At 40.6% G+C, this 20,319-nt stretch carries 19 protein-coding genes; 14 read left to right on the plus strand and 5 right to left on the minus strand.

Annotated features, from left to right (window positions below; translation table 11 throughout):
- The first annotated feature begins 96 nt into the window (after positions 1-96).
- The 3 genes from DC487_RS10885 to DC487_RS10895 all read left to right on the plus strand — a co-directional run bounded on the left by DC487_RS10885 (position 97) and on the right by DC487_RS10895 (position 5,070).
- Positions 97-2,898, plus strand: coding sequence for a TonB-dependent receptor (locus tag DC487_RS10885; protein WP_116775992.1), 2,802 nt, complete (start codon positions 97-99; stop codon positions 2,896-2,898).
- A 79-nt stretch (positions 2,899-2,977) separates the two neighbouring features.
- A complete protein-coding gene (locus DC487_RS10890; protein WP_116776065.1) occupies positions 2,978-3,982 on the plus strand; it encodes a purple acid phosphatase family protein in 1,005 nt (334 codons plus the stop codon).
- A 14-nt stretch (positions 3,983-3,996) separates the two neighbouring features.
- Entirely contained in the window at positions 3,997-5,070 is a 1,074-nt protein-coding gene (locus DC487_RS10895) for a phytase (protein ID WP_116775993.1), read from the plus strand.
- Between the two features lie 82 nt (positions 5,071-5,152).
- Here the strand turns inward: DC487_RS10895 and DC487_RS10900 are convergent, their stop codons facing one another.
- Positions 5,153-6,154: an SMP-30/gluconolactonase/LRE family protein gene (locus DC487_RS10900; RefSeq protein WP_116775994.1), complete on the minus strand. Its 1,002-nt coding sequence runs from the start codon at positions 6,152-6,154 to the stop codon at positions 5,153-5,155.
- Positions 6,155-6,268: 114 nt separating this feature from the next.
- Between DC487_RS10900 and tssD the strand changes: the two genes are divergently transcribed.
- The 4 genes from tssD to DC487_RS10920 all read left to right on the plus strand — a co-directional run bounded on the left by tssD (position 6,269) and on the right by DC487_RS10920 (position 9,688).
- Positions 6,269-6,775, plus strand: a complete 507-nt coding sequence (gene tssD, locus DC487_RS10905) for a type VI secretion system tube protein TssD (RefSeq protein ID WP_116775995.1) — start codon at positions 6,269-6,271, stop codon at positions 6,773-6,775.
- A 7-nt stretch (positions 6,776-6,782) separates the two neighbouring features.
- Positions 6,783-7,802: a hypothetical protein gene (locus DC487_RS10910; protein ID WP_116775996.1), complete on the plus strand. Its 1,020-nt coding sequence runs from the start codon at positions 6,783-6,785 to the stop codon at positions 7,800-7,802.
- 152 nt (positions 7,803-7,954) lie between these two features.
- Entirely contained in the window at positions 7,955-8,278 is a 324-nt protein-coding gene (locus DC487_RS10915) for a hypothetical protein (RefSeq protein WP_116775997.1), read from the plus strand.
- A gap of 228 nt (positions 8,279-8,506) precedes the next feature.
- The gene (locus tag DC487_RS10920) at positions 8,507-9,688 is read left to right on the plus strand and encodes an MFS transporter (protein WP_116775998.1); all 1,182 of its coding nucleotides are present in this window, start codon (positions 8,507-8,509) and stop codon (positions 9,686-9,688) included.
- 7 nt (positions 9,689-9,695) lie between these two features.
- Here DC487_RS10920 and DC487_RS10925 read toward each other — a convergent pair whose 3' ends face one another.
- Genes DC487_RS10925 through DC487_RS10935 form a run of 3 tightly spaced genes read right to left on the minus strand, consistent with a single transcriptional unit; the run spans position 9,696 to position 13,743 of the window.
- Entirely contained in the window at positions 9,696-11,027 is a 1,332-nt protein-coding gene (locus DC487_RS10925; RefSeq protein WP_116775999.1) for a hypothetical protein, read from the minus strand.
- Positions 11,028-11,032: 5 nt separating this feature from the next.
- Complete coding sequence (locus DC487_RS10930) at positions 11,033-13,045, minus strand: hypothetical protein (protein WP_133228521.1); 2,013 nt, start codon at positions 13,043-13,045, stop codon at positions 11,033-11,035.
- 20 nt (positions 13,046-13,065) lie between these two features.
- Entirely contained in the window at positions 13,066-13,743 is a 678-nt protein-coding gene (locus tag DC487_RS10935; RefSeq protein ID WP_133228524.1) for a hypothetical protein, read from the minus strand.
- Positions 13,744-14,211: 468 nt separating this feature from the next.
- Between DC487_RS10935 and DC487_RS10940 the strand changes: the two genes are divergently transcribed.
- The 7 genes from DC487_RS10940 to DC487_RS10960 all read left to right on the plus strand — a co-directional run bounded on the left by DC487_RS10940 (position 14,212) and on the right by DC487_RS10960 (position 19,617).
- The gene (locus DC487_RS10940; RefSeq protein ID WP_116776002.1) at positions 14,212-14,403 is read left to right on the plus strand and encodes a hypothetical protein; all 192 of its coding nucleotides are present in this window, start codon (positions 14,212-14,214) and stop codon (positions 14,401-14,403) included.
- Positions 14,404-14,935: 532 nt separating this feature from the next.
- Positions 14,936-16,291 carry an MFS transporter gene (locus DC487_RS10945; protein WP_116776003.1) on the plus strand — a complete coding sequence of 452 codons (1,356 nt, stop codon included), beginning with the start codon at positions 14,936-14,938 and terminating at the stop codon, positions 16,289-16,291.
- Between the two features lie 29 nt (positions 16,292-16,320).
- On the plus strand, positions 16,321-16,473 hold the full coding sequence (locus tag DC487_RS17250) for a hypothetical protein (RefSeq protein WP_165799075.1): 153 nt from the start codon (positions 16,321-16,323) through the stop codon (positions 16,471-16,473).
- A gap of 3 nt (positions 16,474-16,476) precedes the next feature.
- Complete coding sequence (locus DC487_RS10950) at positions 16,477-16,971, plus strand: fumarylacetoacetate hydrolase family protein (RefSeq protein WP_116776004.1); 495 nt, start codon at positions 16,477-16,479, stop codon at positions 16,969-16,971.
- Positions 16,941-17,312, plus strand: coding sequence for a hypothetical protein (locus DC487_RS10955; RefSeq protein WP_133228527.1), 372 nt, complete (start codon positions 16,941-16,943; stop codon positions 17,310-17,312). Before DC487_RS10950 ends, DC487_RS10955 begins: the two co-directional genes overlap by 31 nt.
- 37 nt (positions 17,313-17,349) lie before the next feature.
- Positions 17,350-17,505 carry a hypothetical protein gene (locus DC487_RS17255; protein ID WP_165799076.1) on the plus strand — a complete coding sequence of 52 codons (156 nt, stop codon included), beginning with the start codon at positions 17,350-17,352 and terminating at the stop codon, positions 17,503-17,505.
- 717 nt (positions 17,506-18,222) lie between these two features.
- A complete protein-coding gene (locus tag DC487_RS10960) occupies positions 18,223-19,617 on the plus strand; it encodes a porin (protein WP_133228532.1) in 1,395 nt (464 codons plus the stop codon).
- 121 nt (positions 19,618-19,738) lie between these two features.
- Here the strand turns inward: DC487_RS10960 and DC487_RS10965 are convergent, their stop codons facing one another.
- Positions 19,739-20,308 carry a gluconate 2-dehydrogenase subunit 3 family protein gene (locus DC487_RS10965; protein ID WP_116776007.1) on the minus strand — a complete coding sequence of 190 codons (570 nt, stop codon included), beginning with the start codon at positions 20,306-20,308 and terminating at the stop codon, positions 19,739-19,741.
- Between the last annotated feature and the right edge of the window lie 11 nt (positions 20,309-20,319).

Here is a 20,319-nt window from a genome sequence, read left to right on the forward strand (position 1 = left end):
CTTAGTTTATTTACGCTACACTTAACCCAAGCTTAACACACGGGTAACCCACACTTATTGCAGAGGTAATAGTTTTGTACAAAACCATATATCTTCATGAAATTATTCTACACGTTTGCCTTACTATTACTATGTTCCAGTACTTTTGCGCAAACCACCATCTTAAAAGGAAAAGTCCTTGACGCCAGTGATAGCTTCTCTTTACCAGGTGCTACACTACGCTTAGAAGAAACGAACCGACACACTGTTTCAGATGCGACCGGATCATTCGAATTCTTAGGTGTACCTGTTGGCACCTACACCATTACTGTAAACTACATGGGTTACCAAGTGTACAGAAAAGAAGTGACTACTAATGGTAAACAAGAAAATATACAGATCTTACTCCAGCCATTGAGCCACTCGTTGGATGAGATTAGCGTAATTGGTGATATTGCAAAGGGACAGGCAAAAGCCTTAAATCAACAAAAGAATAACAGCAACATTACCAACATCATTTCATCGGATCAAGTTGGTCGTTTCCCTGATCAAAACATCGGTGATGCATTAAAGCGCGTACCCGGCATTACGATGCAGAATGATCAAGGTGAAGCTCGTAATATTATTATTCGTGGTCTTTCTCCAGAATTGAACTCCGTGACCATTAACGGCGATCGTATTCCATCCGCCGAAGGCGACAACCGCAACGTACAAATGGACTTGATTCCGGCAGACATGATTTCTAGCATTGAAGTCAATAAAACATTGACGCCGGATATGGATGCTGATGCCATTGGTGGATCGGTGAATTTGGTGACACGAGCTGTCCCCAACAAGCAACGTTTTTCGGCAACGATGAGTGGTGGTTATGCGCCTATTCGCGGAAAAGGTTTGTATAATGGCGCTTTAGTTTATGGCAATCGTTTTATGGACAATAAACTCGGCGTGGTAGTGAGTGGAACTTTGCAAGCACAAAACTTTGGTTCTGACAACGTGGAAGCGACTTGGAAACAAGAAGATGGCCGCACTTTTATGAGCGAAATGGATATTCGTAAATATGATGTACAGCGGATTCGACGAAGCGTATCCTTAGCGACAGATTATGAAATCGACTCTCGTAATCGCATCGAGTTGAATGCTATTTATAACTGGCGAGATGATCGCGAAAACCGTTACCGTACAAGATACACTGGATTGACATGGAATGATGATATTCAAAGTTACACTGGACGTGTACGTAGACAAACTAAAGGCGGTATCGGAAATAGCTTGAATGACAATACGCGATTAGAAACTCAAAAGGTAATGAATTTCTCTGTCAAAGGGGAGCACTTATTAAGCTCTGTCGTAGATTTGGACTGGGCAGCTAGTTATTCTAAAGCTTTGGAAGATCGTCCTAACGAACGTTACATACAATATCAATCTCCAAACAATATTCGTTTGGATCAAGATCTTAGTGATACCTACAGACCATTAGTAGTAGATCCATACCAGGATAATTCGATCTTTAACCTACACCAATTAACAGAAAATCATAACTACACTGCCGAAGATGAATTTGGTTTCAAAGCTAACGTACGTTTTCCATTTAGCGTGATATCGGATCAAAAAGGCCGTATCCGCGTCGGTACGCGTCTTCGTGCTAAAACGAAGTCAAGAGATAACATATTTTATAATTACGCGCCAACCACTGCTTTTGGAAATATGAGTACGTTGCCACTGGAGAATTGGAGCGGTGAAAACTACGCTGCTGGAAGTCAGTATACACCGGGATCATTCGTAGACAAACGTTTTCTAGGTGGATTAGATTTTGCAAACCCAGCTCTATTTACCCAAACCACAAAACCAGATGAATATCTGGCAGTAAATTACAATGCAAAAGAGCTGATCTTTGCTAATTATATTCGCTGGGATCAAAACATCACCGAACGTACTTCCATGATTATTGGAGCGCGTATGGAACTCACTAAGATCGACTATACCGGTAACTACGTTGAAGGTGAAGAAGATTTGCTGGGTGCGGTCAACAATAAAAACAACTATATCAACATTCTGCCAAGCATTTCTTTCAAACATGATGTTACCAATGATTTTATCTTGCGTGCAGCTTATACCACGAGTTTAGCAAGACCCAACTACTACGCTTTAGCTCCCTATGTAAATAGCGTACCAGAGGACAGAGAGATTACAGCTGGTAACCCTAACTTGAAAGCGACCTACTCACACAACTTCGACTTCATGGCGGAAAACTATTTCCAAAATGTCGGTTTGGTATCTGGAGGTGTTTTCTATAAGCGAATGAAAAACTTCATCTACAATTATAGTGATGTGAATTACACGAATGCTAAGTTTGCCAGTGCATTTCCAGGCATCTCAAATCCTATTCCTGTAGATGCAACCGACCAATGGACTTTCGTGCAAGCACGTAATGGTGAGAATGTTGATGTGTATGGATTGGAAGTAGCTTTCCAACGTCAGTTGGACTTCTTACCGGGCAAGTTTTTGAAAGGTTTTGGAGTATATGCTAACTATACCTTCATCAAATCAGTAGCAAAGGGCATTACCAATGATGATGGTGAAGAACGTACTGGTCTTGGATTGCCAAGAACCGCTCCTCATATGTTCAATGCGTCTATTTCTTGGGAAAACAGTCGCTTCTCCGCACGTTTGTCTAGCAACTTTGCAGCAGCATATTTGGACGAGATTGGCGATTCAGAATTTACAGATGCGTACTATGATAAGCAGTTTTTCTTGGACGCAAACGCATCTTACAAGATCACGCCTAAACTACGTATTTTTGGGGAGGCAAATAACTTGACGAACCAACCTTTGCGTTACTACCAAGGTAGCAAAGATCTAATGAGACAATTGGAATATTACCGTGCGAGATATACACTTGGTCTTAAGTTTGACCTGTAGCACTTCGCCAATAACATAACTCAACAAAATGCAACAAAACTTCGGTTTTGTTGCATTTGCTTTAAACACGATAACGAACATGAGACAACTACTAATTACATTCTTTACGGTCGGTATATGCCTATCCAGCCATGCGCAAGAGCAGGTAACTCCTTTTGAGTACGAAAAGGAGACGGGCTATTCTGGAAAAAATATTCCAGGCATCACTTATCAGGACGACAGCTTCAACTTTGTGGTAGTCGGCGATTTTGGCCGCGTCGGAGATTATTACCAACGCGATGTAGCTCGTGAAATGGGACATGCTACGGTGGTGCTGGATGCAAATTTTATCGTATCTGTTGGTGACAACTTTTACCCAGATGGTGTGCAAAGCACACAAGATTATCATTGGATTTCTTCTTTCGAAGAGATTTATAAAGATCCCAGCTTGTACCGCTCATGGTATGTAGCATTGGGCAATCATGATTACCGTGGTAATGTGCAGGCACAGATCGATTATTCTCAAGTGAGTAGAAGATGGAATATGCCAGATCGTTATTACAGCAAAACGTTTGAATTGGAAAACGGTAAGAAAATGCAAATGCTCGTAATCGATACCAATCCATTTATCAAAAGCTATCACAAAAACCCGGAAAAATACCTTCAAATTGCGGAGCAGGATACCGCCGCGCAACGCCAATGGTTGGAAAGCGAACTCGCCAAGAATGATCCTTCTATCGCTTGGAAAGTCGTGGTAGGCCATCATCCACTCTACAGCGGTGGCGTGCGTAAAGAAAGTGCTGATACCAAACTTTTTGAGCAGCAGTTTGCAGATCTATTCGATAAATACAAGGTGGATGCATATATCTGTGGCCATGAACACGACCTCCAAATCATCAAGCCAGCTGGCAGATATACAACGCAATATCTTTCGGGTGCAGGCAGCGAAGTGCGTCAATCGGGCGAACGTGAAGGTACTATCTTCGCAGCCACAGAACCTGGATTTATGACATTTTCTATCGTGAACAACCAATTAACGGTACACGTCGTAAAAGCAGATCCAAAAGGCGCTGCTGTACTCTATAAACACAATACGAATAAATAACTCAACGAAGACAAATGAAACAAATAATCACTTTCAGTTTAGCAATTTGCTTGCTAAGCTCTTGCGGTGATCGCTTAGCCAGCGTCGCTCCTAACGCATTAAAACCAACGATCATCACAGAACCTACGGAGCACGACACAGACGATCCTGCATTTTGGATACATCCTACTGATCCGACCAAAAGTCTGGTTATTGGTACAGATAAGGAAGTAGGCGGCGGTCTATATCTGTACGATTTAGAAGGAAAAATCGTCAACAAATTTCTAGACATGCAGCGCCCAAATAATGTGGATGTAGCTTATGGCTTGGATATTAACGGCGTAAAGACCGATATTGCTGTTACTACAGAGCGAAAATCAAATACAATCCGCATATTTTCTCTGCCTGACTTGAAACCAATCGACAATGGTGGCATACCAATTTTTGAAGGCGAGCAAGGCGAAGACGAGCGTGATGGCATGGGTATCGCCTTATACACGCAAAAAGCTGATTCTACCAGCAGCGCTATTTACGCGATCGTCGGTCGTAAGACTGGCCCTTCGGGCACTTACCTTTGGCAATACAAACTTTCTGCAGGTCAAGACGGTATCGTGCACGGTGAAGTAGTCCGTAAATTTGGTACGTATAGTGGCAAAAAAGAGATTGAAGCCATCGCAGTCGATAATGAGTTGGGCTATGTCTATTATTCGGACGAAACGGCCGGTATTCGTAAGTATTACGCTGATCCTGCCCGTGGCAATGAGGAACTGGCTTTCTTTGGTCAGCAGGACGCGTTACGCGATCACGAAGGTATTGCAATCTATAAAAAGAAAAACGGTACTGGATATATCTTGGTATCAGACCAACAGAAAAATTCTTTTTTGGTGTACGACAGAGCAGGAACAGCGGGTGATCCACACGCGCATATCTTGCTTTCCGAAATCCCAGTTTCTGCTGTAGAGTGTGATGGTGCCGATGCGATCAACTTGAATCTTGGTCCGAAATTTCCAGAGGGTATGTTGGTGGCCATGAGCAACAGCCGCATCTTCCATTATTATGATTGGCGCATCATACAGGAATGGATTGATAACAATCCGGTAAAAAAATAAACAGTACAATCATTACAAAATCGGCTTATCAAAAAAGATAAGCCGATTCTTTTTAAAACGGTAGAAGATAACTTGAAGTATGCTAACGTGATGAAGTATTAAGCTTGACACGGAGCAAAAAATTGGAAGCGGTAATGTACAACCAGTTATCGTCACCGAAAGCACAATTCGCCGTTGCTACACCAGTGTAAATACGACCAAGGAGCTTTCCTTCTTTGCTAATCACAGCAACTCCTTTGCCCGCTCCAACAAAAATATTACCCTGACCATCTACTTTAAAACCATCTGGCACCGCTCCTTCTCCTGAAAACTGCTTCGTGAAATCAAATAAAACTTTGCCATCTCCAACGATCTTGCCATCGTGAAATGGGTACGCTAACAGGTGCGGTTTTTTAGGATCACTCAGGGCTACATACAAGACAGACTCATCCGGCGAAAAGGCAATACCATTTGGTCTCTGTAAATCTGATATGACCTGTTCAACCTTACCATTCGGCGTTATCTTATAAACGCCATCTTCCGCTCTCCCTCGATGGATGGTATCTTTTTCGCGATCGGGCAATCCATAAGGCGGATCTGTGAAAAAGTAGGAACCGTCACTATGTTGACAGATGTCATTAGGAGAATTCAGTCGTTTGCCATTCCACGAATCTGCGAGCGTAACCTTACCGCCCTTACTTAAGGACATCTTGGAGATACGGCGATCTCCGTGTTCGCAGGCTACCAACTCGCCCATGTGATTGATCAACAAACCATTGGAACCCGGCTCGCTACTGTAAGGATGTAAACCTGTATAACCAGATGGAATCAAAAAAGGTTGAAAACCATCTTCTACACTCCATTTATAGATGGTATTCCGTGTTGGGTCGCTGCACAGCAAGAAGCCGTGCTCTGGCACCCAAACTGGGCCTTCTGCCCATGTCATACTATCTGCTAGTATTTGGATGACTTGATCAGGATCAATGATTTTTTTGAAGGAGTTATCCACGCTCTCTATTCTTCCGAGAGCAGGATACGTTTGACCTTTACTTACCAAGGAAAGGAGAACGAAAAAAGTGCAAAATAGGTATCTAATCAACGTCATATCTATCAAATATAACTTTCAGGACTTAGGCACACAAGTCTTATGGACTGATATAAAGAGGATAATGGAATAATAATTGTTATTACAAAAATTCACTATCTATTTGTTAAATATATGAAACAAACGTTCGTATTCATCTTTGTGCTTGCATTATCGAGCATTCTGAGTTCTAATGGCTTTGCCCAACAAAGTGACAATCGCACCAAAATACAGTTAACAATTACTTTTGAAGGGAAAGAGATTGTAACAGATCTGACTGGAGTCAGTACTTCATTCTCTAGAAACCCAGAGAATGTGGAGACCTCGGCGTCTGCTGCGAAAGATACTGTCAAAGCGACGACCACTGATTACTATGGAGGCAACATATATCTGGGTGTAGATGCTCATCAAATCAGTGATGATATGTTGCGCGTATTCTCTAAAAAACAAACGCGCTTTGATGGAAAGATCACCGTTGTAGATACTTATGCGCGTACACCCGACCGTGCGATTACATTCAAGGACGCTGCTGTACTAAGTTTTTCTCAGCAAATGTCTACCTATGGCGAATCATATGGCAATTCTGCGATGACATTTAGCTGTAAAGAGATTGCTGTAAATGGGATAGATATCGAGCAGTAAAACTTGTATGAAACGTTTTTATCAAACGCGTTGGGAAATCATGCCTGACCGTATTGTGCTATATCCTCATCGGACGTTTAGCATGATAGCTATTTTCTTGTTACTCTTGGGGACTGGATTAGCAGTTCTGCTATATAATCAAGGTGAAAATCTGAAATCACTTTGGCCAATTGCTTTGGCATGGTTACTAGTTACCATCCTTTTAGGCGCATCGGCTCGGAATTGCTTAGTCTTCGATAACCAAGCGGGTATGCTGTACCATAAATGGTTAGGAATACTTACGACTAGGAACCTTTCTTTTAGCGAATTGTACGGAATTAATGTAGTTAATCAGAGTGGATTAGGTGGCTATAGCTACAAATTGTTCCGTAAAAAAGCCCGCTACGGCCGAGGCATTGCCGTTTCATCTGGATATAGCAAAGCAAATGACGAAAATGCAGTAGCTTTCGTGACCGAAGTGATTCCTAAAATTCATGCTTTCCTCGATCAGCATGATAAATTATCAAATCCGGAGATCGTACCAGTGACTTCGCTACGCTATTTCCGGCAAGATGGAGATCAATATGTGGTACGGGGCGCTAAGTTGTCGAATATATTATATGGGTTGTTATTCATCATTATGTCTATATGGATTGCGTTAGGCGTGCCGGAGAAAACCTTCGGCATCTATATTGCACAAGTGTTCGTCTTGTTATTGGTCGTTATCTTCGTGAATAGTATTTTTATCAAATTCGTCTTTGACCCTCAACAGCGCACTGTGAAAAGGACAGCACTCTTTTCATACATGAATAAGGAATACAGTTTTGAGCACTTTTTAGGAGTACAAGCTGTACGTCACACCACTAATATGATCTACACGGGCACTTCGGTACATCTACATTTTTTGGATGTACCAAAAAGCAATAAAGCGATCGAATTAGAAGTCGCCTCTTACTACCGTGTAAAGAACGTGGATCGCTTTATCCAAGAGTTTCATCAAGTGATGCCATTGCAGGATTCACCATCATCCACTGCCGCGTCTATCTAGTATATTCTCGAATTGCGCTTTTTATCTGCAAATATTAAAAACATAGTAATGGCTAAAATTCTAGCAAAATCGTATCTTGTATTGAATATCAACCGCTTAACTAATTATTTTTAATAACTCTACCTTTTTTAAATCATCTTAAAAAGAAAAACATGAATTCTAAAACGCAATCTATTTTAAGTTATCTCGGTATTTTATGGTTAATCGCTTACTTCTTGGGCAAGGATCAGCGTGACAGTTTGAGTCTATATCACTTGAAACAGGGTTTCGGTCTATTATTGACAGGTGTGATTATCAACGCTGTAGGATATATACTGGTTAGCGTTGTTACTGCCTTAGCATTTGTCATCAATATTATCGGTATCATCTTCCTGATTTTTATCGTGCTTGGTGTACTGAATGCTGTCAATGAGGTTCGCAAACCATTACCTCTGATCGGACATCTATTCGAAAATCAATTTTCATTCCTTGATTAATCTCTTGTTGATCCGCTCAGCTTGCGCGATGTATCACGCGAGCTAACGGAGGCATTTACGATCATATTTCGATGCAAAAGAGATATCCTCTTTTGCATCTTTTTTTGCATTAAAGAACTGGATTGGAAGCCTTCTTGCATGTATTGAATGATTTTTGGGGAATCGGGTGATCTAACCTTTTGACTATGTACGCTTTTAATTACCTTTGCGGCACATCTGTAAAACATCATGACGGTATCCAACGCCAACCAAGATACGGAAGACATTGTGCTGAATAAAAGTAGAATTCGTCTCGCCGTTGCTGCTTTCTATTTTTGTCAAGGACTCGCATTTGCCTCTTGGGCAAGTCGAATTCCGACCATCAAACAGCATCTCGGACTTTCTGAGGCACAGCTTGGCACCGTCTTACTCATGTTGCCGATTGGTCAATTATTAACCATGCCTCTATCAGGACGTTTAGTTTCTAAATATGGAAGCCATCGCGTCCTCCCGATCGTCGGGTTTCTGTACGTGGCCAATCTTTTTACCATTGCGCTAGCTCCCAATATGTGGGCTTTGGGCGCGGCACTCCTTTTCTTCGGCATCATTGGCAATATGTGCAACATTTCGGTAAACACGCAAGGGGTATTGGCAGAAGGAATTTATGAACGTTCGATCATGTCTTCTTTCCATGGCACGTGGAGCATTGCCGGCTTTACGGGTGCCTTGATTGGCTTAATCTGCATGACGCTTAAACTCTCCATAGAGACACATTTTCTAATTATTACCGGTATCGTATGGACACTGAATCTGTTGAACAGAAAATATTTAGCACTGCCATCGGGTATACAAACTAAAAAAGGCGGATTTGCTTTTAAGCCCGATAAATTGTTGATTTCCTTAGGCGTCGTTGGCTTTTGTAGCATGGCGACCGAAGGCGCGATGTTTGATTGGTCTGGCGTATATTTCGATGAGGTAGTGCACGCGCCAAAAAGTCTTATTGTGTTGGGTTATGCGGCATTTATGGTCATGATGGCTTTGGCTCGCTTTATTGGTGACAAAGCACTTTCTAGATTTGGAAGACAACGCATGTTGCAAGGAAGTGGTATTTTGATGTTTGTGGGAATGGCAATCGCTGTGTCCTATCCTAGCCTAATTGCAAGTACTTTGGGTTTTATGCTGGTTGGCCTTGGTGTTGCGTGTAATGTGCCTGTTGTGTATTCGGTAGCGGGCAAACATCCAACCATTTCATCTGGTATGGCGCTAGCCATGGTTTCAAGCTTGAGTTACCTTGGCTTTTTGATCGGTCCACCACTGATCGGTTATATCGCCGAACTATCAAGCTTGCGCTTTTCTTACGGCGTATTTTCCCTGTTTGGAATTGTCTTGTGTACCATGTGTACTATCCTACCAGTCTTTAAAAATTCGTAGTAAGAGCTTATAGGCGATCTACCAATTGTTTGATAGGATGCAGATTTGCATCTTTAAATTCGACTGTACCTGATAAATTAATTACAGTTTCTGTATTATGAGTTCCTACGAAAGTACCTTTTTGGATCTTTTGTAGCCAAGAAGGTAATGGTATTGGAGCTTGCCAGATATCGGGCTGTTGGTATTTCAAGAAGAAATGATCTGTTTGCGGTGCTAACTGCGCTGAACTAATAGCTTGTTGGCTATCGGTACTTAGCAAAAGCAGTTGGCCAGCTTGCTGTTTATAAAACTTGTAAAACAGCTTTTCTGGCAAGTACGACAGGAGATGTGGCGACGCCATAAATGCTAAGTTCAAATAAGGAACTGTCTCATTTCGTAGCTCACGCTTTTCCACCATTTCAAAATTGTCATCGTAATCGTAGGTAATGATGGTATCTGATTGTATAACTGCTTCGTTTTTCCATTGCAATTCCCAATAATTGCCCAAATAAGGCTCGATCTCTTGCCAAGGTAATCCTTGCGCTTGTAATAAATCTTTATGCTTGGCTAACCAAGGTCGAATATCGGCATGAAGGCGCATTGACAGGATGTTATCGTCTGGAAACGCAGCACCTAGCGGCTTGTTGCTGAATCGCCTTTCTGAATCATCCAACAAACCTACTACACCTAATTTACCAGCACTAAGATCCATTGACCAAAAGTCGTCTTTTGCTGGTTGCCAAAAGATGATATCTCCTTTAGCCGCGGTAGGTCGTTGGTCAATTATAGTACTTATTTCGATAAGATCAGCTTGTGCATCCAGTATTTGCTTCATCAGTTCGACAACTTCATCGCTCTTTTTTGGATTCCAAGCCAACACCACTTGCTGCTCGTTGCCAACGATAAACAAGCTCTTATTCGTGGTATTAGCAGACCAAAAATAGGAATTATCGGATGGCAGATCAATCTGCCATCCGATAATAGATAATACCTGTTGCAGTCGCGACAAATCATCTATCGTTTGGATGCTGAAATAGCCATTGCTTCCGGCAGGAACATCGAAAAAATACATATTCGCTGGCAGCGAGATACCTAAATTCCAAGGACGTAGTTTCTGGAGATCAGTGTTGGCCGCTGTATCTCTCGCCGCACCAAAATAAGCCCTTGGATTCCACAAGGCATTGCCTGCCAACTCGCGAATAATTTGATCAGATCTGATTTCCAAAATTGCGGTCGCATCGCGATGTACCCATTGTGATTGCGAACGCATATTCCTGTACGAGAAAAAGAGAACCAAACCTAAAGCAAGAACGCCAAAGGGCAAGAAAACCCATCCTAATACTCGTACAAATCTTTTCATGTTTCTTATTTTATAGTAGGAACAAACTCATTCAACAAATCGAATAAAAAGGCTAATGCATTGCCTTTGCGATCTGGAAAATCAATAGATAGCTCGGCAGAAACTTTGTTTCCTTTCATACCCGGAGACCGCACTACGAAGTCGCCATATTGTCCGAGTTCTTCTACTGTAGAACGTAATTGGCGCTCTACAGGTATATCCATTCGATCAAACAGTTCTGGTGCCTTTTTTGTGTTGAACAAAACTGAAAATGCATCTTTTTTAGCGATTTGCATGTAAGGCTTGTGCCCTTTTCCTGGATACTTATTCGTATTGATCTCTTGCATTTTGGCTTGATTACTACCCACGAATACGATTCCGTCTTTGATCAAGAAATACAGCTGTAAAGCCGAACCGTATGACTTCGGTAGTGCATATACACCATCGTGATTCTCTACCTTAAGCTCACTCTGTCCTGCTTCGAGCAATCTTTCGAAGATGCGTGTATCGTCCGAAGAAAACATCCACAAGAAGTCTGGTAACTGCTCGGTCTTAGTTTTCTCTACTTCCTGATAATTATAATCTTCATCATACACATAGTCTGTATAGCTCACTTCTACCGGCGTTACACCGTGTAAGACCAAGAGGTTATCGCCTTTGAAGACTTTGCCTATGGCCTTTTCGTCCAGAATCACATCGAAGAATAATGCGGTAAGGTCGACATATTTGTCGTACCTACCCGCCATCGGCCCATAATATCGCTGAAAGATCTGTGGCATATATTTGATATAAGCTTCGGTATCCATCGCAAAAGACATAAAACCAAGAACATCTTTATCTAAGTATCGCAGGAACTTGCGATTCATCTTCTTAGCATAAATTGCTTTGAAGTAGCGACTCATTTCTTTGTCCAATGTAGCATCGCCGCGAATGACCAACTTATTGCCTTCCACGACCATTTGTCCGCTCACCATATCGATACCATAATCAATTTTTGGCATCTTCCCCATGCCGACTACACTATACAATAAGTGTGCTGGCAGATAAGATTGATAAATTGCACCAAAATCTTGCAAACGTAAGTCTGCGATCACATCGTCTCCCATCTTTCCGACCTTGTGTTTCTTCGCATAAGAAGGGGCTGTACCAGTCGTAATTTCTTGCATGCGTTGATCAATCCACTGGTTTAGTAAGATATTGACCATCGAATCACGTGTAGTCGTATAACGACGGTATTCTAGGTAATAATCATCCGCATATCCTTCTTGACTGAGTACCGAATCGACTTCATCATACATATCCGGCAATTGAGGCGGCGCTACGGTAATGATTTGAACATTGGAGGTATCGGATAGAACAGCAACAGAATCATCGATATCAGCCCAATAATCTTCCCAGTACTCATCTTCTGCTATCGTGGTGTCAGCAGTTGCCCAATCATCGTATTCTGTATAAACAGAATCGGTAAGCACAGCAGCATCGTCGCTACCATAATCGTATGATGGATAGGCCTCAGCAACTGGTTCTGGAAGCATATATCGCTCTACGATATCAGGTCTTTCAAAATAGTGTTCAAAGAAGCTTGCGCCTAATACATAAGCAGTGTTTTTGTCCCAGCTAACGCGAATGGTACGATCTTTATTATAGATACTTTTCAAGCCATTGACTATTTCTATCTTACGATCGGGGCCGACAAGTGATTCAAACTTGTCAGCATCTACTAAGGGTAACAATCCACCAAAGAACTGTACGCTATCGCTAGATTGCATATAAAAATAGGCTTTAGAGTCGTAATCGATTCCGACATCTTCGAGTTTATTGAACGTTCCGGTTCCTGCAGCACTGATCGTATCAAATACACCTACTTTTTGAAAAAAAGTATTGACATCATCTATTGCGAGATGCTTAAATACCGCTTTGGTATTTACCGTAATGAGCACATTGGCCTCAGCAGGAACCTTACTGATCAAATCCTGTGCTTTCACATACAGGATGGTTGGTAACAGCAAAATTGCCGTTATGATTGATTTAATTTTCATATTGAATTGTACTACTTATATCACTTGCTTAGTTGAATCCTATTGGATAAATTGACCCGCCCCTCGATCACTTGTAATGCTGGCACTTTCAGCATGGTTGCTTTTTTATTGGAGGATATTTTAGCATGCGAATTCGAAACAGAATTTATCGGCCTATCGAAGCGATAAATTGCCGAATAATAGGCATCGCTAAAACTCTTTTTGCTTTCGGGGCTTAATGATTCGAGTTTCTTTTTGGCTTCAGGATTAGGATTGGATTTACGCTCAAAAACGCCCGTTTTGGGTTGATAAGTAAAGCTAGAGTAACCGTTCATATCAACATCTAATTGTTTTGATAAAGTACGCGTAAAGGTATTTAATGCTTCTACAGAGGTGAAATTGCAGGATAGCGTACCAATGAAGTTAGTAAAGTCTAGCGAATGCTGTACATTAGATATACCAGGCGTTTTCTGCAAAATCGATACGATTGTTGCCATCTCTGCTCGAATATCTGCCTGTTTTGGAATTTTAATGCCGTCTACTTTATCCAATTTCATTAGTGAGGCTACCTTGATCTTGCTTTTGCTGAGGTTCATCGTGGCCTTGATCGTTCCGGCACCATTATTATGCATTGTAACTTCCTCGACAACATCAAAACAACCGGATAATAGAACACTGACTAGGAGCAAAATGAGTAGGCGACTAAAATTTACAATCATAAGTATATGTGTTAGGTGGAATTGTCCTCCTACTATCAAATTTGATGCTAAAATATCGATTATCTTTTGTATTCCTAAAAAATGGTAAATAACCCACTGTACTTCATAATGAATAATTAGATGAGATAGCCTATTTTTCTGACAAGAAATACGATAACAGCGAGATGATCAGTACCGATTTTTACAGATAAGTCATGTTAGCAAATTATCAAGTATGTTATAATTTCTATGTTTTGTACCATTAATTTCACTTTACTTACCTTTTAATGGACATTACCTATTCATAGCTTTGCGATAGTAAATTAAAGAGTTAAGGTATATGATGACAGGAGTTGTCAACTACGCAATACACTCTATTATAGGCAAACGCCTTTTATAAACTGAAATATAATTGATAAACATCTTAAGATTGCTCATACCGATGATTAGCATGAAATACTATTGCTGACAACTTATAAATAAGCTTATATGAAATTCGTAACATATCAAATAAAGGACAAAAATAAACTGGGATTGTATCTCAACGGTGTGGTAATCGATTTACACGATGCCGATGCGTCCATTACAGAGTCTATGAAGGAATTTTTAGCCGATTGGAATACAAACATAGCTAGAGCGAAAGTTATTGCTGACAGTAGGGATTACACGTTTACGATATAGCTTCGAGCAGAAATAAAAGAAATACATCTGCGCGCTATCGCTTCGCAAGACAAATATCTATTTATAAACGAAGAGTACGCGATCATAGGTAAAAACTTACTTAGAACTTGATGAACCTACCAACAACCAAATATGTTAAGATATGAATCAGTATCTCGCCTCTATCCTTCCACAGTAATGGAGGTCTCGTAAGAAAATTATATGACTTCGAAATATTTTACCATTTTTTAGTTCATAATTACCTTTTTAGATGGAAATGGCTGACTATTTTTACCAAAGTTAACTTATGATTAAAAAAGCATCACGATAAAACCTGGTGCTTGTGAGGATACGCCGAGCTGTATATGACTAGTATGTCATTAGTCACCTCTATTATTAAGTCCTTTAATTGCATAAGATATCTGAACATGAAATACCTTCATGTGATACTAGCTTAACATTAACACGATTCTGTTAATCGCTAAAACACTAACGATAAAAGCGCAGCAAGCACCAGTACTTGCAAGTCAGTATACTATCTAATCAAGAAAATATGAATGGACAAAAGAATCTGAAACAAGTAATTATAGCGTCAGCGACAGGCAGTTTAATAGAATGGTACGATTTACTTTTAGCTATCATATTATCTCCTACACTGAGCCGACATCTTTTTCCAGAAGGAGAATCCAGATTTTTGGAAACCTTGGCTATTGTGGTATCCTCTTATCTTATTCGACCACTGGGATCGTTGGTGTTCGGTTTTATAGGAGATAAGAGCGGTCGTAAAAAATCTTTCTTATTGTCGCTATTGCTGATGGGAGGTGCTACTTTCCTCATTGGCTGTATTCCTACTTTTGGTGATATCGGTTGGTTAGCCCCACTCGCGCTACTAATTTTGCGCTTGTGCCAAGGTCTAGCGGTAAGCGGTGAATATGCAGGTGGTATTATTTATGTAGCTGAACATGCTCCTAAAGGTAAGCGCGGATTTTACACTGGTTTTATTCAGGCCACCATCCCTTTAGGTTTATTAATATGTCTGCTAGTGGTATACACAACGGAATTTTTAATGACAGCAGAAACATTTGAAGCATATGGATGGCGAATTCCTTTTTTGCTCAGCGCCCTTTTGGTTGGAGTTAGCTATTATATTCGTCGCAATTTGGGAGAAAGTCCTATGTATAAAAACTTGAAAACTGCTGGAAAATTAAGTACAAACCCAGTTAAGGAAACCTTTAAAACTAAAGGTAATATGCGACTTATCTTGTTAGCTGTTTTTGGCGGAAATGCAGCACAAGCCACGATTATGCAATCAGCGCAATTCCTAACGCTATTTTTTCTACAACGATCTGCCTACATAGAATTCAATACTAGCATTCTGATTTTGGGGACTGCTACATTACTAGCCCTCCCTTTCTTTCAATATTTCTCTGCCTTGAGCGATCGTATTGGCCGAAAAAAGGTAATCATACCCGGATTGCTACTTAGCGCGGTATCCCTACCAATCATTTTTTATGGTTACGGAGCTATTGGGAATCCTGATGGACTGCAGTTCGTACATAGTATCTCTGTTATCTCGACATTGAAATTAGCAGGTTTGTCATTTATACTTTGTTTTGCGAGTGCGGTGGTCTATGGGCCGATGGGCATTTTCTTGCTCGAACTTTTCCCTACCAAAATAAGATACACCAGTATGGCTTTTGCATACAACATTGGAAATGGCGTATTGGGCGGCTCTACTACTTTGATTGGTGAAGCATTACGCAAATCAGCCATCTTCAGTCCGATCATAGCGCCATTTATTATTCTTTTGTATCCTTTGATCTTGATTGTGACAGCTATCATCGTAAGTTTAGGTTGGGTTCCGGAGACGTACCATAATTCACTCCATGACGAGGAGGGTAAGAGTTAAAGAATTAGTTAAACAAACCGCATAACACCATGAAGTTCATTACATTTCAAAAACAAACACAACAGAAAACAGGACTATACCACGACGGCAAGATTACCGATTTAAACGTGGTGGATAATTCTATTCCTGTACAAATGCGAGATTTGTTACAAAATTGGGATCAAAATATAGTAAAAGCGTAAGCCGTGCTTGATGGCGATAATGGTCAGTGGAATTATGCAGCGCATTATAATTTGCTTGCTCCTGTGCCACACCCGGCATCTTGTCGAGATGGCTATTCATTTAGACAGCATGTTGCCGCTGCTAGACGGAATCGCGGCGTACCCATGATTGAAGAATTTGATCAATTTCCTATTTTCTATTTTACGAATCATAGAAGTATTCAGGGGCCAGAAGAAATACATTGTATGCCTGATCACTTCGATAAATTAGATGTTGAACTCGAAACCGCTATAGTGGTTTGCCGTGACGGACGGAACTTCACAGCAGATGAAGCTGAGAAATATATTGGCGGATACATGATCATGAATGATATGAGTGCTCGAACATTGCAAATGGAAGAAATGAAACTCAATCTGGGGCCAGCGAAAGGTAATGATTTTTGTACCGTAATCGGGCCGTGGCTGGTAATACCAGACGAGCTTGAACCATGTGCCGTGTCAGCAAAATACATCCATTGAGAGATCATGGTGGCGCAGGTATATTGGTCGTAGCCGAAGTAATAACCATGCATTTGGATGAAGAAATCTTGGATGAGGATAGTCTTATCGATCCGTTGAAAGTACGGCAAGTTGCAAGTCTTGGAGGTGATTACTATATAGATGCTCGCCCCGAATATCTCTTCAAAATACCCAAACCAATTGCTACACGTGGGATCGGTGTGGACAATTTGCCAAAAAAAGTGAAGCAGAATCCAACCCTAACTGGAAATCATCTTTGGCAGTTGGCTAATGTGGCTAAAATACCTTCTATGGATATCGGCTACCACGATCCTAGCCGTCACAGCGGTTGGCGAACCTAAGGATCTGAAGCCAAAAACATCCGTGAATAATAACTTGATGAAAGCAAGATCATTTGACGGCTTTACCATACAGCCAACCAAAGATTTTTTGGAAAGCCGCAAAATCATTTTATACAATAGTGATTTGCATATTGCATTAGCTGCTCCACAAAAAGGATTGACAGACTATTTTTATAAAAATGCCGACCTATAGGGATTAAGGTTTCGAAATAATTAGTCCTCCTTCCACTTTTTCACCATTTATTTTTCAATAATTACCTTTTCACTTAAATAACAATATTTTAACTTTAACACATCAATTAAAATATAGTTTTGGATATTTTTTATACAAACCTAATAATATGCTTAAAAAAGAAAAAATTTTTAATTTTTTTTGGGTAGTGCATAAAATATAAGAGTCTCTGCAATACTTCATGTCTATTATACCGTGTTGCAAAAGATATTGTGCACGTAGATACATCAGTAGAGATAAGTTAGATCGGGACTATAAGATTCTAACACACTAAAAAACATATCTAGTAAATAGATATAGCCAATTCTTACACAGATTAGGTATCGCAATATTAATAGCAAGAAGTTGCTATGGTGTAGACTTTAGTAGTGATCCCCCAATAGTCTGAGAAAATTTCGTATTGCATAATATGAAAACTTGCGCCAGTACAGAAAGACGAGAATGGATGATACTAAGGCCTAAAATTAATGGTAAAAAAATAGTGAGGCAAAACCAATATGACTTTTAAAGAACCTGATATACCAAACGTACATCCCAATCTCGACCGATTAACTGGTATAGTAAGGAACATCTTTTTGATTTCTACTAAGTAACGAAATCGGTCACTGTTAATCTTCAATTACGAAAATTGGATTACGGAAACTAAATCATTTACAACCCTTCTTAACCGAAAAAAAAATGAATATTACTCTTACTAAAACAGCCATATCTACTATAATGTGTTTTGTGCTCTACACTGCCTCGGCACAAGACACTTTGAACATCTCCGGAATGCCCGAAAGTCCCGAGAAAAGAGACTTAAGAGTGTCCCTCAACGCTGATGGTTCTAAATTTGTTCAATTCATCCTTTGGAATCAAGTCTGGGTACGTCATTTCGAAAATAATCCCGGAACTATGGTAAACGATAATCCGACAAATTATACCACAGATATCGCGTTACGAAGGATCCGAGCTATCGCTTTATTAAATTTATCACCCCGATATCGCTTTTTTGTCAATCTGGGTATTGATAATCAAACTTATAATACCGGTGGAGGAACTGGAAGTGGTCCCACAGGAATGGGTAAAAGAGCAGATTTTTATTACCATGATGCCTACAATGAATACACTTTGATACCTGACAAAAATCAGACATCAGGAGAAGCCAGTAATTTCACGTTGAACATTGGAGCGGGCTTACACGGATGGAATGGTGTCTCACGCATGTATAATGGCAATGGGATAACTACTTTGGGAATTGATATCATGCCTCCTTCTGCTACAACAGATCTTACGGATCAGTTCGGTCGCCAGTTAGGCATGTACGTACGAGGACATTGGAGTAATCTGAGTTACCGTTTTGCTGCTAATAAACCATTTGCAACAAATCTTATTCCACAAGTTGGCGGGCCAGCAGTAGACAATAATAGCAAAGGCAATCTGGCGTATAGTTCTTATTTAACTTACAATTTTTGGGAACGAGAAAGTCAAGATGTATCAGTATTTTCATTCAACTATCTAGGTTCCAAGAAAGTACTCAATATCGGCTCTGGTTTTTACACCACAGCCAATGCGACTATGTCGCAACCTTCTGAAGGAATTTTTAAGAATCATGCTATTACCATCTTAGGTGCTGATGTATTTCTAGATATGCCGACAGGTCACCGAGGCGCTGCATTTACGACATACATATCATATTACAGTTATCGACTTGGGCCAAACTATGTTCGCAATATCGGTTTGATGAATCCCGGTGTACCTGATCCCAACTTTACAGGACAACGTGGTTTTGGAGCGGGAAATAGCCAACTGATTGCTGGAACTGGAGATGTGTGGTATGGTCAAGCAGGTTATCTAATACCAAAAGTAGAATATCTACCACGTCTTCAACCCTTTGTTGCGCTATTTTCACGTAATTTTGATGCCGTTAATCAAAGTGGAAACACGTACCAAGCGGGTGTGAATTTCTTGATTGATCATCATAGATCTAAAATCACTTTTCAATTCGATAGCAGACCAATATACGACGATGTGTCTCGAAGGATCTTTCGCCGAGGCAAGGAGTTTTATCTCGGAGCACAGCTCTTCTTTTGAAAGATAGCCAGGTTAGTAAAAATTTGAATAAAAATAGAACAATGCCTCAAAATACTATAAAAAGAATCCCCCGAAAGCCAACACTTTCGGGGGATTCTTTAATATGAAAAAAAACAAGCTGTTATATCGCCCAAGCTTTATCCCCCTTCTTATATGGGAACTCTCCGTCATAACGACCAGGAATCTTCACATAATTCAGTGCTTGCTTCATACCTACTTCAGAAGTGAAGAATCCAGTCAGCGTCAGTTGCTTCAACATCGTGAAGAAATGATTAGGATCTTCCTCTTTCTTATTTGTCTGGTATTCTTTCGCTTCTTTGTCATATTCATTCACAAAAGTGAGCTGCTCTTCAGGGGTTAGCTGTTGGAAATCTTTGCCGTGCTTTTCATTGGCACGATCATCGATTTTGCCGAGGCCTTCCATGAAAGCTTTTTGATCTTCCGGTGAATAACAATCGCGAATCATAACAGGAATGAATTCTCCTACACCAGCCTCTTTGGCTCCTGGTGTTGAAGTTTTAGGTAGAATTGCTTCTGCTAAATCTCCTAAAAGGTTCATCGTGTCTTTCTCAAAAAGTGAAGCGACTTCCTTAGACGCTGTTCGTGTACAGCCCTCCAAAAACAGACTGCTTCCGATTACGGCGCCGCCCATTAATAGTGCTACACGTTGAATGGCTTCTCTTCTATTCATTTTTTTAATGC

The sequence above is a fragment of the Sphingobacterium corticibacter genome, from assembly GCF_003076635.1.
In the GTDB taxonomy this organism is placed as follows: Bacteria; Bacteroidota; Bacteroidia; order Sphingobacteriales; family Sphingobacteriaceae; genus Sphingobacterium; species Sphingobacterium corticibacter.

Excerpts from the sequence above, each read along its gene's own strand:
- DC487_RS10930 (WP_133228521.1), bottom strand. The coding sequence starts at position 13,045 with ATGAAAATTAAATCAATCATAACGGCAATTTTGCTGTTACCAACCATC.
- DC487_RS10945 (WP_116776003.1), top strand. The coding sequence starts at position 14,936 with ATGAATGGACAAAAGAATCTGAAACAAGTAATTATAGCGTCAGCGACA.
- DC487_RS10915 (WP_116775997.1), top strand. The coding sequence starts at position 7,955 with ATGAATTCTAAAACGCAATCTATTTTAAGTTATCTCGGTATTTTATGG.
- tssD (WP_116775995.1), top strand. The coding sequence starts at position 6,269 with ATGAAACAAACGTTCGTATTCATCTTTGTGCTTGCATTATCGAGCATT.
- DC487_RS10910 (WP_116775996.1), top strand. The coding sequence starts at position 6,783 with ATGAAACGTTTTTATCAAACGCGTTGGGAAATCATGCCTGACCGTATT.
- DC487_RS17250 (WP_165799075.1), top strand. The coding sequence starts at position 16,321 with ATGAAGTTCATTACATTTCAAAAACAAACACAACAGAAAACAGGACTA.
- DC487_RS10960 (WP_133228532.1), top strand. The coding sequence starts at position 18,223 with ATGAATATTACTCTTACTAAAACAGCCATATCTACTATAATGTGTTTT.
- DC487_RS10925 (WP_116775999.1), bottom strand. The coding sequence starts at position 11,027 with ATGAAAAGATTTGTACGAGTATTAGGATGGGTTTTCTTGCCCTTTGGC.
- DC487_RS10935 (WP_133228524.1), bottom strand. The coding sequence starts at position 13,743 with ATGATTGTAAATTTTAGTCGCCTACTCATTTTGCTCCTAGTCAGTGTT.
- DC487_RS17255 (WP_165799076.1), top strand. The coding sequence starts at position 17,350 with ATGAAAGCAAGATCATTTGACGGCTTTACCATACAGCCAACCAAAGAT.
- DC487_RS10885 (WP_116775992.1), top strand. The coding sequence starts at position 97 with ATGAAATTATTCTACACGTTTGCCTTACTATTACTATGTTCCAGTACT.
- DC487_RS10955 (WP_133228527.1), top strand. The coding sequence starts at position 16,941 with ATGTGCCGTGTCAGCAAAATACATCCATTGAGAGATCATGGTGGCGCA.
- DC487_RS10940 (WP_116776002.1), top strand. The coding sequence starts at position 14,212 with ATGAAATTCGTAACATATCAAATAAAGGACAAAAATAAACTGGGATTG.
- DC487_RS10965 (WP_116776007.1), bottom strand. The coding sequence starts at position 20,308 with ATGAATAGAAGAGAAGCCATTCAACGTGTAGCACTATTAATGGGCGGC.
- DC487_RS10900 (WP_116775994.1), bottom strand. The coding sequence starts at position 6,154 with ATGACGTTGATTAGATACCTATTTTGCACTTTTTTCGTTCTCCTTTCC.
- DC487_RS10890 (WP_116776065.1), top strand. The coding sequence starts at position 2,978 with ATGAGACAACTACTAATTACATTCTTTACGGTCGGTATATGCCTATCC.
- DC487_RS10920 (WP_116775998.1), top strand. The coding sequence starts at position 8,507 with ATGACGGTATCCAACGCCAACCAAGATACGGAAGACATTGTGCTGAAT.
- DC487_RS10895 (WP_116775993.1), top strand. The coding sequence starts at position 3,997 with ATGAAACAAATAATCACTTTCAGTTTAGCAATTTGCTTGCTAAGCTCT.